This window comes from Kitasatospora sp. CB02891 (genome assembly GCF_002803145.1).
Classification (GTDB): domain Bacteria; phylum Actinomycetota; class Actinomycetes; order Streptomycetales; family Streptomycetaceae; genus Kitasatospora; species Kitasatospora griseola.
Window position 1 is genome coordinate 125,880 of record NZ_NNBO01000003.1, and the last position, 13,744, is coordinate 139,623.

15 protein-coding genes are annotated in these 13,744 nt (G+C 72.8%); 14 read left to right on the plus strand and 1 reads right to left on the minus strand.

The features are described from left to right. The first annotated feature begins 60 nt into the window (after nucleotides 1-60). The 14 genes from CG736_RS09375 (at nucleotide 61) to CG736_RS09430 (ending at nucleotide 13,155) form a co-directional block, all read left to right on the plus strand. Entirely contained in the window at nucleotides 61-804 is a 744-nt protein-coding gene (locus CG736_RS09375; RefSeq protein ID WP_100585724.1) for a 16S rRNA (uracil(1498)-N(3))-methyltransferase, read from the plus strand. Between the two features lie 211 nt (nucleotides 805-1,015). Further along, on the plus strand, nucleotides 1,016-4,219 hold the full coding sequence (locus CG736_RS09380) for a S41 family peptidase (protein ID WP_100585725.1): 3,204 nt from the start codon (nucleotides 1,016-1,018) through the stop codon (nucleotides 4,217-4,219). A gap of 91 nt (nucleotides 4,220-4,310) precedes the next feature. Then, nucleotides 4,311-4,664 carry an HIT domain-containing protein gene (locus tag CG736_RS09385; protein WP_043913922.1) on the plus strand — a complete coding sequence of 118 codons (354 nt, stop codon included), beginning with the start codon at nucleotides 4,311-4,313 and terminating at the stop codon, nucleotides 4,662-4,664. Between the two features lie 3 nt (nucleotides 4,665-4,667). Next, nucleotides 4,668-5,585, plus strand: a complete 918-nt coding sequence (locus CG736_RS09390; RefSeq protein WP_100585726.1) for a ribonuclease Z — start codon at nucleotides 4,668-4,670, stop codon at nucleotides 5,583-5,585. Nucleotides 5,586-5,759: 174 nt separating this feature from the next. Further along, nucleotides 5,760-6,863, plus strand: coding sequence for a PhoH family protein (locus CG736_RS09395; protein ID WP_100585727.1), 1,104 nt, complete (start codon nucleotides 5,760-5,762; stop codon nucleotides 6,861-6,863). 14 nt (nucleotides 6,864-6,877) lie between these two features. Continuing rightward, on the plus strand, nucleotides 6,878-7,372 hold the full coding sequence (ybeY, locus tag CG736_RS09400; protein WP_043913920.1) for an rRNA maturation RNase YbeY: 495 nt from the start codon (nucleotides 6,878-6,880) through the stop codon (nucleotides 7,370-7,372). Between the two features lie 13 nt (nucleotides 7,373-7,385). Beyond that, nucleotides 7,386-8,714, plus strand: coding sequence for a hemolysin family protein (locus CG736_RS09405; RefSeq protein ID WP_198520417.1), 1,329 nt, complete (start codon nucleotides 7,386-7,388; stop codon nucleotides 8,712-8,714). 115 nt (nucleotides 8,715-8,829) lie between these two features. Then, entirely contained in the window at nucleotides 8,830-9,069 is a 240-nt protein-coding gene (locus CG736_RS36050) for a hypothetical protein (RefSeq protein WP_157815491.1), read from the plus strand. Beyond that, on the plus strand, nucleotides 9,069-9,608 hold the full coding sequence (locus CG736_RS09410; protein WP_100585728.1) for a DUF4383 domain-containing protein: 540 nt from the start codon (nucleotides 9,069-9,071) through the stop codon (nucleotides 9,606-9,608). Before CG736_RS36050 ends, CG736_RS09410 begins: the two co-directional genes overlap by 1 nt. Nucleotides 9,609-9,692: 84 nt before the next feature. Further along, on the plus strand, nucleotides 9,693-10,679 hold the full coding sequence (locus tag CG736_RS09415; protein ID WP_100585729.1) for an aldo/keto reductase: 987 nt from the start codon (nucleotides 9,693-9,695) through the stop codon (nucleotides 10,677-10,679). A 98-nt stretch (nucleotides 10,680-10,777) separates the two neighbouring features. Then, on the plus strand, nucleotides 10,778-11,131 hold the full coding sequence (locus CG736_RS09420) for a cytidine deaminase (RefSeq protein WP_100585730.1): 354 nt from the start codon (nucleotides 10,778-10,780) through the stop codon (nucleotides 11,129-11,131). A 96-nt stretch (nucleotides 11,132-11,227) separates the two neighbouring features. Next, nucleotides 11,228-11,389 (plus strand): hypothetical protein, encoded by a 162-nt coding sequence (locus CG736_RS36055; protein ID WP_157815492.1) that lies wholly within the window; start codon nucleotides 11,228-11,230, stop codon nucleotides 11,387-11,389. Between the two features lie 47 nt (nucleotides 11,390-11,436). Beyond that, entirely contained in the window at nucleotides 11,437-12,369 is a 933-nt protein-coding gene (gene era / locus CG736_RS09425) for a GTPase Era (RefSeq protein WP_369880022.1), read from the plus strand. Between the two features lie 72 nt (nucleotides 12,370-12,441). Continuing rightward, nucleotides 12,442-13,155 carry an alpha/beta fold hydrolase gene (locus CG736_RS09430; protein WP_100585731.1) on the plus strand — a complete coding sequence of 238 codons (714 nt, stop codon included), beginning with the start codon at nucleotides 12,442-12,444 and terminating at the stop codon, nucleotides 13,153-13,155. Nucleotides 13,156-13,191: 36 nt separating this feature from the next. On the opposite strand, the gene CG736_RS09435 is transcribed toward CG736_RS09430, so the two are convergent. Then, entirely contained in the window at nucleotides 13,192-13,458 is a 267-nt protein-coding gene (locus CG736_RS09435) for a protealysin inhibitor emfourin (RefSeq protein WP_100585732.1), read from the minus strand. Between the last annotated feature and the right edge of the window lie 286 nt (nucleotides 13,459-13,744).

Genomic DNA, 13,744 nt, shown 5'->3' on the forward strand with positions numbered 1-13,744 from the left:
ACGCCACCGCTTCCGGCCCGGGTTTTTTGTTGCTCCAGACGTGAGAGGGTTCCTGTTCCGATGACCGCACCGGTGTTCGTCGTCGACGACCTGGCGGGCGCCACCCCCGGCGCCACCGTCCGCCTCGACGGCCCCGAAGGACGGCACGCCGTCGCCGTCAAGCGCCTGGAACCCGGCGAGGCCGTCACCCTCGCCGACGGGCGCGGCCGCGGCGCGGACGGCACCGTCGCCGCGGTGCACGGCAAGGACGCGCTGGACGTGCTGGTGGCCGCCGTTCGCGAGGAGGCTGCGCCCGCGCCCCGGATCACCGTCGTCCAGGCGCTGCCCAAGGGCGACCGCGGCGAACTCGCCGTCGAGACCATGACCGAGGTCGGCATCGACGCGGTGGTGCCGTGGGCGGCCTCCCGGTGCATCACCCAGTGGAAGGGCGAGCGCGGCACGAAGGCCCTCGCCAAGTGGCGGGCGACCGCGCGCGAGGCGGGCAAGCAGGCGCGGCGGCTGCGCTTCCCCGAGGTGCACGACCTGATGACGACCCGTCAGCTGCTCCCGCTGCTGTCCGGCGCCTCCTTCGCCGCCGTCCTGCACGAGGACGGGTCGCTGCCGCTGGCCACGGCGGAGCTGCCCGCTTCCGGCGAGATCGTGCTGATCGTCGGGCCGGAGGGCGGGGTGTCCCCGGACGAGATCGCCGCGTTCGCGGAAGCCGGCGCGAAGCCGTACCGACTCGGGGCGTCCGTCCTGCGCACCTCCACGGCGGGGGTCGCGGCGGGAGCGCTGCTGCTCGGCCGCACCGGTCGCTGGGGGTAAAGGAGCGCAGCGACAGGGGCGCGGGGAACTGCGCGAAGGGGAACGCATCCGTCCGCAAGATCGCGACGCAGGACAATGACCTGCACTTGATCGCGACCTGGCGGACGTGGTGTGCGCTTGTCGCGCAGCTCCCCGCGCCCCTGTCCTCGCACCCCTCCGCTCTCGCGGAAATTGCCCCTCACCCCTGAGTTCGCACCCCTATGGTGGCCGGGTGACCGATTCGACGCGCGGGTATCTGCGCCACCCCCATCTGCATGGCGATGTTGTCGCCTTCGTTGCCGAGGACGACGTCTGGCTGGCCCCCGTCGAGGGCGGGCGGGCCTGGCGATTGACGGCGGATCAGGTGCCGGTCGGCGCCGTGCGCATCTCGCCGGACGGGCGGACGGTGGCGTGGACGTCGCAGCGGGACGGGGCGCCGGAGGTGCATGTCGCGCCGGCGGCCGGCGGGCAGGCGCAGCGGTTGACGTACTGGGGGAGCCCGTTCACGGCGTTGGTGGGGTGGAGCGGCGACGGGCGGCCGATCGCGATCACCACCGCGGGGCAGCAGACGATCCGCCGGACGTGGGCGTTCGCGGTGCCGTTGGACGGCGGTGAACCGGAGCGGCTGCCGTACGGGCCGATCGGGTCGCTGGCGTTCGAGGCGGTGCCGGCGGGGGCGACCGGCGGGCGGGTGCTGCTGGGGACGCACAACCGGGAGGCCGCGCACTGGAAGCGCTACCGGGGCGGCCGGGCGGGCAAGCTGTGGGTCGGCGGGGCCGAGTTCGAGCGGCTGCACGCCGGGTTGGACGGCCAGCTGGAGTGCCCGATGTGGGTGGGCGACCGGGTGGCGTTCCTGTCCGACCACGAGGGGGTCGGGCGGCTGTACTCCAGCCTCCCGGACGGCGCCGATCTGCGGGCGCACGGCCCGGCGGACAGCGGGTTCTACGCCCGGCAGGCGTCCACCGACGGCACCCGGGTGATCTGGCAGAGCGCCGGCGACCTGTGGCTGCTGGACGATCTGGAGGGCGCCGAGCCGCGCCGGCTGGACATCGACCTGGCGGGTCCGCGCAGCAGCCGCCGACCGCACCCGACCCGGGCCGACGGGCAGGTGGAGTCCGCGGCCGCGGACCGGACCGGCCGGGCCGCCGCGGTGGTGGTGCGCGGCACCGTGCACTGGGTGACGCACCGCGAGGGCCCGTCCCGGGTGCTGGACGAGACCCCGGGGGTGCGCAACCGGCTGGCCCGGGTGGTGCCCGGCGAGGACGGCGCACAGGGCGCGGTGTGGGTGACGGACGCGGACGGCGACGACGCGATCGCGTACGCGCCGTCGGTGCTCGGCGCGGAGCGGCGCCGGCTGGCGGCCGGGCAGCTCGGCCGGGTGCTGTCGCTGACGGTCTCGCCGGACGGGCGGCAGCTCGCGGTCGCCTCGCACGACGGCCGGCTGCTGCTGGTGGCGCTCAGCGACGGCGCGGTGCACGAGCTGGCGCGCAGCGGCGAGGGCGAGGTCAGCGGGCCGGTGTTCAGCCCGGACTCGGGCTGGCTGGCCTGGTCGCAGCCGGTGCTCGGGCCGTGGTCGCTGCGGCAGATCATGCTGGCCGACCTGACCTCGCGCACCGTCAGCGAGGCCACCCCGCAGCGGTTCCACGACTATTCGCCGGCCTTCACCTCGGACGGCAAGCACCTGGCGTTCCTGTCGGTGCGGAACTTCGACCCGGTGTACGACGAGCACGTCTTCGACCTGTCGTTCCCCGGTGGCACCCGCCCGTTCCTGCTGACGCTGGCCGCCGACACCCCGTCGCCGTTCGGGCCGCAGCGGGCCGGGCGGCCGGTCGGCGGCGAGGACGAGGACGGCAAGGACGGCGACAAGGGCGACTCCGGGGCGCCGACCACCAAGGTCGACCTGGAGGGCCTGGCCGACCGGATCGTGGCGTTCCCGGTGGCGGCCGGGCGGTTCGGTGCGCTGCGGGCCGCGAAGGACGGCGTGCTGTGGGGCCGGATCCCGTTCAGCGGTGAACTCGGCGACAGCGCCGCTTCGTTGGACGACACCCCGGCCGGGACGGCGCTGGAGCGCTACGACCTGAAGAAGCGCAAGGTGGAGGAGCTGCTCACCGGCGTCGACACGTTCGCGGTCTCCGCCGACGGAGCCCGGCTGGCGGTGCTGGAGGACGGCAGCCTGCGGATCGTCCCCGCCGACCAGAAGGCCGACGACAGCGAGGACACCGAGGTCGACCTGGACCGGGTCCGGGTCACCGTCGACCCGGCCGCCGAGTGGCGGCAGATGTTCGACGAGAACGGCCGGCTGATGCGCGACAACTTCTGGCGCGCCGACCTCGGCGGCGTCGACTGGGCGGGTGCGCTGGCCCGCTACCGTCCGCTGGTGGACCGGGTGGCCTGCCACTCGGACCTGGTGGACCTGCTGTGGGAGACGGTCGCCGAACTCGGCACCTCGCACGCCTACGTGATCCCGCCCGGCCGGGGCGTCGAGGCGGCCCGCCGGCAGGGCCTGCTCGGCGCGGACCTGGTCCGCGACGGCGAGGTGTGGCGGGTGGCCCGGGTGGTGCCGGGCGAGTCCTCCGACCCGCGGGCCCGCTCCCCGCTGGCGGCGCCCGGCGCGGCGATCCGCCCCGGCGACGCGATCCTCGCCGTCAACGGCCGCCCGGTCGACCCGGTGACCGGCCCCGGCCCGCTGCTGGCCGGCACCGCCGACCAGCCGGTCGAACTGACCGTCAGCGGCAAGGACGGCGGCGAGCGGCACCCCGTGGTGGTGCCGCTGGACGACGAGGAGGCGCTGCGCTACCACGACTGGGTGGCCGGGCGGCGGGCCGCCGTCCACGAGCTGTCCGGCGGCCGGCTCGGCTACCTGCACGTGCCCGACATGCAGAGCGCCGGCTGGGCGCAGCTCCACCGCGACCTGCGGATCGAGATGGCCCGCGAGGGCGTGGTGGTCGACCTGCGGGAGAACCGCGGCGGCCACACCTCGCAGCTGATCGTGGAGAAGCTGGCCCGTCGGATCGTCGGCTGGAACCGCGGCCGCGACCTGGACCGGCCCGAGCCGTACCCGGTGGACGCCCCGCGCGGCCCGGTGGTGGCGGTGGCCAACGAGTTCTCCGGCTCGGACGGCGACATCGTCAACGCCGCGATCCAGGCGCTCGGCATCGGCCCGGTGGTCGGCACCCGCACCTGGGGCGGTGTGATCGGCATCGACAACAAGTACGACCTGGTGGACGGCACGGCGGTCACCCAGCCCAAGTACTCCAGCTGGCTGGAGGGCTACGGCTGGGGTCTGGAGAACGGCGGCGTCACCCCCGACGTGGAGGTGCCGGTCACCCCGCAGGACTGGGCGGCGGGCCGCGACCCCCAGTTGGAGACCGCCGTCCGGATCGCCCTGGAGTCGCTGGCCGTCACCCCGGCCAAGGTCGCGCCGCCGATCGACTGAGGCAGCAGGGGGCGCGGGTCCGCCGTGGCCCGCGTCCCCTCCCTGTAAGGTCGACGTCACCAGTGACGGGTGTTCAGAAGGAGTGCGGGAGATGGCCGGGGAGCCGCAGGCGGACTGTGTGTTCTGCAAGATCGTGTCGGGGGACATCCCGGCGACGGTGGTGCGCAGGGGCGGGCGGACGCTGGCGTTCCGGGACATAAACCCGCAGGCGCCCACCCACCTGCTGGTGATCCCGCACGTGCACCACGCCAACGCGGCCGAACTGGCCGCCGCGGAGCCGGAGATCGCGGCGGAGCTGCTGGTCGAGGCGGGCGAGGCTGCGAAGGGCGAGGGCCTGGAGTCGTACCGGCTGATCTTCAACACCGGCGCGGACTCCGGTCAGACGGTGTTCCACGCGCACGTGCACGTGCTGGGCGGGCGCAAGCTCGCCGAGGGGCTGGTCTGAGCGTTGTCGCAGCGTGAACTCGTCGTCCTCGGCACGGCCAGCCAGGTGCCGACCCGGCACCGGAACCACAACGGGTACCTGCTGCGCTGGGACGGCGAGGGGCTGCTGTTCGACCCGGGGGAGGGCACCCAGCGGCAGATGCTGCAGGCCGGCGTGACCGCCACCGGGATCACCCGGATCGCGGTGTCGCACTTCCACGGCGACCACTGCCTGGGCCTGCCGGGCGTGGTGCAGCGGATCAACCTGGACCGGGTGCCGCACCCGGTGGACGCCTACTACCCGGCGTCCGGCCAGGTGTTCTTCGACCGGCTGCGGCACGCCAGCGTCTACCACGCCACCGCCGACCTGCGGGAGCGCCCGATCGCCGGGCCGGGCCCGCTGGAGGCGCCTGGCGCGCCGTTCGAGCTGTCGGCGGTGCGGCTGTCGCACCCGGTGGAGTCGTTCGGCTACCGGCTGACCGAGCCGGACGGCGTCCGGCTGCGCCCCGAGCGGCTGCGCGAACTGGGCCTGCGCGGACCGCTGGTGGGGCAGTTGCAGCGCGACGGCCGGGTCGAGGTGGACGGCCGGACGGTGCTGCTGGCGGAGGTCGCGGAGACCCGGCCCGGGCAGCGCTTCGCCTTCGTGATGGACACCCGGCTGTGCGACGGGGTGGCCGAACTCGCGGAGGGCGCAGACCTGTTGGCGATCGAGGCGACCTTCCTGGAGGCGGACGCCGCACTCGCCGAGGAGCACGGCCACCTGACCGCCGCGCAGGCCGCCCGGGTGGCCGCCGAGGCGGGGGTGCGCCGACTGGTGCTGACCCACTTCTCGCAGCGCTACCCGGACCTGCAGGCGCACCGCGCGGAGGCCGAGAAGCACTTCGACGGCGAGGTCGTGATCGCCGAGGACCTCGCCAGGATCCCCGTCCCGCCGCGCCGTTGAGCGCCCCCGGGGCGCACGACGGCGGAAAACCGCTCGCACATCGGGGCGACAGCCTCCACCATCGAAGCCGCCGCGCCGCTCCGGCGAACATGCGCGCGGCGTACCCTGGTGGCCTGGAGAGCACTGGCCACACGACACGACGGATTGGGATGAGGCAGGCCGTAGCGCCGACCCATGACTGACACACCGCAGACCCGCACCGACGGACAGCGGCGCCCCGATGCGGCGGCCGCCAGCACCCGGATAGTCATCCCGGAGAAGCACCCGATGGTCACCCTGCTGGGTGCGGCCGACTCGCTCCTGCGAGTGATCGAGGGCGGCTTCCCGGATGCCGACATCCATGTGCGAGGAAACGAGGTGACGGCCACCGGCTCTCCCGCCGAGGTCGCGCTCGTCAAGCAGCTCTTCACCGAGATGATGCTGGTGCTGCGCACCGGCCAGCCACTGACGGAGGACGCCGTGGAGCGCTCCATCACCATGCTCAGGAGCGCCGCCGAGGACCCGGCCCACCCGGCCCCGTCCGAGGTGTTCACGGCGAACATCCTGTCCAACCGGGGCCGCACCATCCGCCCCAAGACGCTCAACCAGCAGCGCTACGTCGACGCCATCGACAAGCACACCATCGTCTTCGGCCTCGGCCCGGCCGGCACCGGCAAGACCTACCTGGCGATGGCCAAGGCCGTGCAGGCGCTGCAGGCCAAGGAGGTCAACCGGATCATCCTGACCCGGCCGGCCGTCGAGGCGGGGGAGCGGCTGGGCTTCCTGCCCGGCACCCTCTACGAGAAGATCGACCCCTACCTGCGGCCGCTGTACGACGCGCTGCACGACATGATGGACCCGGACTCGATCCCGCGGCTGATGGCCGCCGGCACGATCGAGGTCGCTCCGCTGGCGTACATGCGCGGCCGCACCCTGAACGACGCGTTCATCATCCTCGACGAGGCGCAGAACACCTCGCCCGAGCAGATGAAGATGTTCCTGACCCGCCTCGGTTTCAACTCCCGGGTGGTGGTCACCGGCGACACCAGCCAGATCGACCTGCCGGGTGGCACCCGCAGCGGTCTGAAGGTGGTCCAGGAGATCCTGGTCGACGTGCCCGACATCCACTTCTCGGTGCTGACCAGCACCGACGTGGTGCGGCACAAGCTGGTCGGCCGCATCGTCGACGCGTACGAACGCTGGGACGCCCGGCAGGAGGCCGAGGAGTCCGGCGACCGCAAACCCGTCCAACGGCGGGGCGCCCGGGCGCCCCGGCAGTCCCATCGCACCGAAAGCTGAGTACTGAGCCCTCCATGTCGATCGACATCGCCAACGAGTCCGGGTGGGACATCGACGAGGAGTCCATCCTCGACGTCGCCCGCTACGCCCTCGACAAGATGCGGATTCACCCGCAGTCCGAGCTCTCCGTGATCCTCTACGACAGCGAGTCGATGGCGGAGCTGCACGTCCAGTGGATGGACCTGCCCGGTCCGACCGACGTGATGTCCTTCCCGATGGACGAGCTGCGTCCGGGCAAGGAGGGCGAGGACCTGCCGGAGGGCCTGCTCGGCGACATCGTGCTCTGCCCCGAGGTGGCCCAGCAGCAGGGCCTGGCCGCCCCGACCAAGCACTCCATGGACGAGGAGCTGCAGCTGCTCACGGTCCACGGGGTGCTGCACGTGCTCGGCTACGACCACGAGGAGCCCGACGAGGAGCGCGAGATGTTCGCGCTCCAGAAGCGGATCCTGGACGACTGGCGGGCCGGCCGCGGGCTGACCGGGCTGTCGCCCGCGCCGACCGTCCACTGAGGGCCGGCCGTCTGTGAGTGGTGAGAGTACGACCTTCCTGGTCGGGGCGCTGCTGCTGGTGGTGCTCGGCTGGCTGGCCGCGTGCGCCGAGGCGGGGATCTCCCGGATGTCCCGGTTCCGCGCCGAGGAGGCGGTCCGCTCGGGCCGCCGCGGTTCCGGGCGGCTGCTGACGCTGGCCTCCGACAACATCCGCTACCTGAACCTGGCGACGCTGATCCGGGTGGCCGCCGAGATGGCCGCCGCGGTGCTGGTCACCGTGGTGTGCGTGCGCAGTTTCCAGCAGACCTGGCTGGCCGTGCTGGTGGCGTTCGCCGTGATGGTGCTGGTGTCGTTCGTCATGGTCGGGGTCTCCCCGCGCACGATCGGCCGCCAGCATCCGCTGAGCACCGTCACCGCGGCGTCCTACGTGCTGCTGCCGCTGGCCCGGATCCTCGGGCCGATCCCGCGGCTGCTGATCCTGCTGGGCAACGCGCTGACGCCCGGCAAGGGCTACCGGGAGGGCCCGTTCGCCTCCGAGGCGGAGCTGCGGGCACTGGTCGACCTGGCCGAGAAGGACGACCTGATCGAGGACGAGGAGCGCCGGATGGTGCACTCGGTCTTCGAGCTGGGCGACACCATCGTCCGCGAGGTGATGGTGCCGCGCACCGACCTGGTGATGATCGAACGGCACAAGACGGTCCGTCAGGCGCTCACCCTGGCGCTGCGTTCGGGCTTCTCGCGGATCCCGGTGGTCGGCGACAACGAGGACGACGTGGTCGGCATCGTCTACCTCAAGGACCTGGTGCGGCGCACCCACATCAACCGGGACGCCGAGTCGGAGCAGGTGGACTCGGTGATGCGCCCGGCGGTGTTCGTGCCGGACTCCAAGCCGGCCGCGGACCTGCTGCGCGAGATGCAGCAGATGCGCTCGCACGTGGCGATCGTGATCGACGAGTACGGCGGCACCGCCGGCCTGGTCACCATCGAGGACATCCTGGAGGAGATCGTCGGCGAGATCACCGACGAGTACGACCGGGAGATCGCCCCGGTCGAGGACCTCGGCGACGGCTCGTACCGGATCACCGCCCGGCTCACCGTGGAGGACCTCGGCGAGCTGTTCGGCATCGAGCTGGACGACGAGGACGTGGAGACCGTCGGCGGTCTGCTCGCCAAGTGCCTGGGCCGGGTGCCGATCCCCGGCTCGTCCTGCGAGGTGCCGGTGCCGGAGGGCAGCGGGCTGGCCGCGATCAGCCTGACCGCGGAGAGCTCCGCGGGCCGCCGCAACCGGATCGGCACCGTGGTGGCCGCGCCGGTGTGGGCCGAGGAGCACGTCGAGGAGTCGGCCGAGGAGCACGCACCGTAGTTCCCCGTACGCACAGCGGGCCCTGGACGGGCCGTCCCAACCGGCTTGCCGGGTCGGACGGTTCGGCCCGGGGCCCGTTTGCCTGACCGCCCGGGGCGCGCCGACCATGGGAGACATGGCACATCTACTGCGCGCGGAATACGGCCCCACCGGGCCGGCCGGCGGGGTGGCCAGGTGGCATGTGGTCCGTGACACCGACCTCTCGCACGGCATGTGCGGCGCCGAGATCGCCTCGGACGCCGAGAGCAAGCCGGAGGAGGCCTGGGGCACCGGGCTGCACTGCTGCCAGCAGTGCGGGTCGCTGTACCTGCACGAGGTGCCGTTCCTCCGGTCCGACCATGCGGGGAGGACCTGATGAGACTCCACGACGAACTGCCGGTCGACCACCGGCTGGGCCAGGTGTACCGCTACGGCGCCGGACTGGGCGGACTGTTCCTGGTGGCGTTCGGCATCCTCGGGCTCACCGGCGGCAGCCCCGGCTTCATCGACACCACGGGCAAGCAGGTGCTGGGCATGTCCAGCAACGGCGCGCTGAGCGTGCTGTCGCTGGTGGCCGGCGGAATCCTGATCCTGGGCGCGATCATCGGCGGCAACATCGCCTCCGACATCAACATGATCATGGGCGTGCTGTTCGTGCTGGCCGGCTTCGTCGGCCTGATGGTGCTGGACTCCAGCGCCAACCGGCTCGCGTTCCACATCGGCAACGTCGTCTTCAGCTTCATCTTCGGCTTCGTGATCCTGACCTTCGGCATGTACGGCCGGGTCAGCAGCCACCTGCCGCAGGACAACCCGTACTGGAAGCGGCGGCACGAGCACGACGCCGAGCGGCCGGACGGCCCGCCGGTGCTGGTGAAGGTGCTGCGCCCCGGTCCGCCGAACCCCACCGGACACTGATCGTCCCGTCGTAGAGTGAGCTGTCATGGCCCGACGGATCGTCAGATCCGTTGGGCCGCAGCATGCTTGGACGGGGAGAACGGGATGACGGAGCGCATGCTCGGGTCGCTGGCCGGGTCGTCGATCGGGTTCGGGGCGATGGTGCTCTCGCCCGGTGTGTACGGCGAGATCGACGAGCAGCGCGGCCGGGCCGCCCTGCACGCCGCGGTCGACGCCGGCGCCCGGATGATCGACACCGCGGACGGCTACGGCCGCGGGCACAACGAGCAGCTGATCGGCCGCGCCCTGGCGGGTCGGCGCGACGAGGTGGTGCTGGCCACCAAGTTCGGCCTCTGCATCCCGGAGGGCGCCGAGGCGCACCGCTTCCCGGTGCACTTCGCGTTCGAGGAGCTGGCGGTGAACTGCGAGCCCAAGTACGTGCGTGGCTACGCGGAGCAGTCGCTGCGCAACCTCGGCACCGACGTGATCGACCTGTACTACCCGCACTTCCCGGACCCGCAGGTGCCGTTCGAGGACACCGTCGGCGCGGTCGCCGAACTCGTCGCGGCCGGGCTGGTGCGGCACCTCGGGCTCTCCAACGTGACGGCCGCGCAGCTGCGCGCCGCGCACGCGGTGCACCCGGTGGCGGCGGTGCAGGTGCAGTGGTCGATGTGGCAGCCGATCGACCCGGAGCTGCTGGCCGCCACCCGCGAACTGGGCGTCGGCGTGGTGGCCTGGAGCCCGCTCGGCGGCGGCTTCCTGACCGGCGCCGTGCAGCAGGTCGCCGAGGGCGACTTCCGGCAGAACATCGCCCGGTTCTCCGCCGAGAACCTGGCGGCGAACAACGACCGCTACGCCCCGGTGCGCGCGATCGCCGCCGAGCTGGGGGTCACCCCCGGCCAGTTGGCGCTGGCCTGGCTGCTGCGGCAGGACGACCACGTGGTGCCGATCCCCGGCAGCCGGACCCCGGCGCACATCGTGGAGAACCAGGCGGCCGCGGAGCTGGTCCTGGACGACGCCGTGCTGGCCCGGATCGACGCGGCGCTGGCGGAGTTCGTGCCGGCCGGCGAGGGTGCGCTGCTCAAGGACTGAGCCGTCGGCGAGGGGCGCTGTTCAAGGGTTGAGCCGGTGAATGGCCGAGGGTCGGGACACCCTGGCTGGCACGCCGGTGGGGCACCTATGCTCGGGCCATGACCGAGATTTCCGAGCTGGACCCCGAGGACAAGAAGATCATCACGCTGGCTCGCTCGGCCCGCGCCCGCAACGGCGTGGCCGAGGGCGCCGCGGTCCGCGACGAGACCGGCCGCACCTACGTGGCCGGGACGGTCGCGCTGGAGTCGCTGCAGCTCAGCGCGGTGCAGACGGCGGTGGCGATGGCCGTGGCCAGCGGGGCGAAGAGCCTGGAGGCGGCCGCCGTGGTCTCGGCCGCGGACGAGCCCGCGGCAGCCGACCTGGCGGCCGTGCGGGACTTGGGCGGGGCCGGGACCCCGCTGCTGCTGGCCGGACCCGACGGGACGCTGAAGGTCGCCGCCGAGGCGCGCTGAGGCCCTGCCGGGCGCGGTGTTCGTGGCCCTGGACAACCCCCTGGCCGGTGCGATAATCGCATCGGCCAGGGGGTTGTCCAGGGCAGGGGAGGGGTCATGGGGATCGCCGCGTTCTTCTGCGGACTGCTGCTGTGCGTCATGGGCTTCGGCCGCTGGCACGAGACCGGATCCCCGTGGTGGCTGGCCGGCACCCTGGTGCTGCTCGCCCTGGTCCTGGTCGGCGGCATCGTGGGCGGCGGGAAGAAGAAGGCCGGCTGAACCCCCGATGGCCGGGTCGCCCCGGCGGATCGGGGACAATGGGTGCCATGAATGCCCCTTCCTCCCCGTACCGCTCCGGGTTCGCGTGCTTCGTCGGCCGTCCCAACGCGGGCAAGTCGACCCTGACCAACGCCCTGGTCGGGACGAAGGTCGCGATCACCTCCGACCGCCCGCAGACCACCCGGCACACCGTGCGCGGCATCGTGCACCGCCCCGACGCCCAGCTCGTGCTGGTGGACACTCCCGGCCTGCACAAGCCCCGCACGCTGCTCGGCGAGCGCCTCAACGACCTGGTCCGCAGCACCTGGGCGGAGGTCGACGTGATCGGCTTCTGCGTGCCCGCCGACCAGAAGCTCGGCCCCGGCGACAAGTTCATCGCCAAGGAACTCGCCGAGATCAAGAAGTCCACCCCGAAGGTGGCGCTGGTCACCAAGACCGACCTGGTCGACTCCAAGCGGCTCGCCGAGCAGCTGATCGCCGTCCAGCAGCTGGGCGCCGAGCTCGGCATCGAGTGGGCCGAGATCATCCCCGTCTCCGCCGTCGGCGACAAGCAGGTGGACCTGGTCGCGGACCTGCTGACCAAGCTGCTGCCGGAAGGCATGCCGCTGTACCCGGACGGCGACCTCACCGACGAGCCCGAGCAGATCATGGTCGCCGAGCTGATCCGGGAGGCCGCGCTGGAGGGCGTGCGCGACGAACTGCCGCACTCGCTGGCCGTGGTGGTCGAGGAGATGATCCCGCGCGAGGGCCGGCCCGCCGACCGTCCGCTGCTGGACATCCACGCCAACGTGTACATCGAGCGGCAGAGCCAGAAGGCCATCGTGATCGGCGCCAAGGGCTCCCGGCTCAAGCACGTCGGCACCACCGCCCGCAAGCAGATCGAGGCGCTGCTCGGCACCCCGGTCTACCTGGACCTGCACGTCAAGGTCGCCAAGGACTGGCAGCGCGACCCCAAGCAGCTGCGTAAGCTCGGCTTCTGACGGGACGTCGGGCCGCCGAACGGGCGGACCGAGCCGGGCAGGGCCGAGAAGGCGGACAGGGGAGGGCCGGTCGTGAGACTGCACACCCACGAGTGGGGCGGGGGCGACCGGACCGCCCTGCTGATCCACGGCATCCAGTCCGACCACCGCACCTGGCGGGTGATCGGCCCCGCCCTCGCCGAACGCGGCTACCGGGTGATCGGCGTGGACCTGCGCGGCCACGGCGCCTCGCCGCGCGGCGAGGGCGCCACCCCCGCCGACCGGTACGGGCCCGAGCAGTTCGCCGAGGACCTCGCCGAGACCCTGCCCGCCGGGGCCGCGCTGGCCATCGGCCACTCGATGGGCGCACTCGCGCTGTGGCGGGCCGTGGACCGGCTCAAGCCGGACCGCGCCGTCTACAGCGACCCCGCGTTCGTCTACGACCGCCCCGGGATCGGGCCGGAGCCGTTCGTCGGCTTCAAGCGCTTCGGGACCCGGCAGTTCATCACCACCATGCACCCCGGCTGGGCCGAGGAGGACGTGGACGCCGAACTCGCCGGCCTCGCCGTCTGGGACAGCGACACCGCCGTCGGCCTGTGGGCGCACCCCGAGCTGTCCGTGCTGCCGGGCGCTCCCGCCGTCCCCTCGCTGGTCCAGCTCGCCGACCCCAGCGTGCTGGTGACGCCCGAGGAGGCCGCGGAGCTGCGCCGCCGCGGCTTCGAGGTGCGCACCGTCGCGGGCGCCGGCCACTGCATCCACCGGGACGACCCGGCCGGGTTCCTGGCCTCGCTGGACGGCTGGCTGTGAGCCGCCCCGGGCCCCGGGGCGTCGGCCGGGCGGCCGTCAGGCGCCTTCGCGGAGTATCAGGCTGACCAACTCGCGCTGGGAGTCGGTCAGTTCGGGGTCCGCGCAGTGGACGGTGCGGCCGTCGACGGTGATCTCGTAGTGGAAGCCGTCGGGCACGCCGTACGCGGGCGCGCGCAGCCCGCCGGCCATCGCCTCGCGCGCCAGCGCGTGCACGTGCGGGGCGTCCGGGCGCTCCTGGGTGTCCATCTCGGCATACCGGAGCAGGCCGGCGAACCCGCCGGTGCGGGTGACCTGGATACGCATGGATGTCAGTGTGCAGCGCGGCGAACGGGTTTGCCGAGGCTTTTCACCAACTTGCCGCACCGGTCGGGCAGCTGTTCCGGATCCGTTGTCCCGGGCAGGTCCGGCAGCCGGACGCCGTCTCACTGGGTGGGATCGTGGCGGTGGTCACTGCGGCCGGGTCGCCGCCCGGGTTACAGTGACGACATCATGCGTATCCGGCTGCTTCTTCTTAGCTGCCGCGGCGAGGGCCTGTAGTCCAGTGAAGGCCGGCCCCCTCGTCGCGGGGAGCCGTGTTGCGCTCAGCACC

What these genes read in the sequence shown, in the direction of transcription:
- CG736_RS09375 (WP_100585724.1), top strand. Translation starts at nt 61, where the DNA reads ATGACCGCACCGGTGTTCGTCGTCGACGACCTGGCGGGCGCCACCCCC.
- CG736_RS09385 (WP_043913922.1), top strand. Translation starts at nt 4,311, where the DNA reads ATGGCCGGGGAGCCGCAGGCGGACTGTGTGTTCTGCAAGATCGTGTCG.
- CG736_RS09395 (WP_100585727.1), top strand. Translation starts at nt 5,760, where the DNA reads ATGACTGACACACCGCAGACCCGCACCGACGGACAGCGGCGCCCCGAT.
- ybeY (WP_043913920.1), top strand. Translation starts at nt 6,878, where the DNA reads ATGTCGATCGACATCGCCAACGAGTCCGGGTGGGACATCGACGAGGAG.
- CG736_RS36050 (WP_157815491.1), top strand. Translation starts at nt 8,830, where the DNA reads ATGGCACATCTACTGCGCGCGGAATACGGCCCCACCGGGCCGGCCGGC.
- CG736_RS09410 (WP_100585728.1), top strand. Translation starts at nt 9,069, where the DNA reads ATGAGACTCCACGACGAACTGCCGGTCGACCACCGGCTGGGCCAGGTG.
- CG736_RS09415 (WP_100585729.1), top strand. Translation starts at nt 9,693, where the DNA reads ATGACGGAGCGCATGCTCGGGTCGCTGGCCGGGTCGTCGATCGGGTTC.
- CG736_RS09420 (WP_100585730.1), top strand. Translation starts at nt 10,778, where the DNA reads ATGACCGAGATTTCCGAGCTGGACCCCGAGGACAAGAAGATCATCACG.
- CG736_RS36055 (WP_157815492.1), top strand. Translation starts at nt 11,228, where the DNA reads ATGGGGATCGCCGCGTTCTTCTGCGGACTGCTGCTGTGCGTCATGGGC.
- era (WP_369880022.1), top strand. Translation starts at nt 11,437, where the DNA reads ATGAATGCCCCTTCCTCCCCGTACCGCTCCGGGTTCGCGTGCTTCGTC.
- CG736_RS09435 (WP_100585732.1), bottom strand. Translation starts at nt 13,458, where the DNA reads ATGCGTATCCAGGTCACCCGCACCGGCGGGTTCGCCGGCCTGCTCCGG.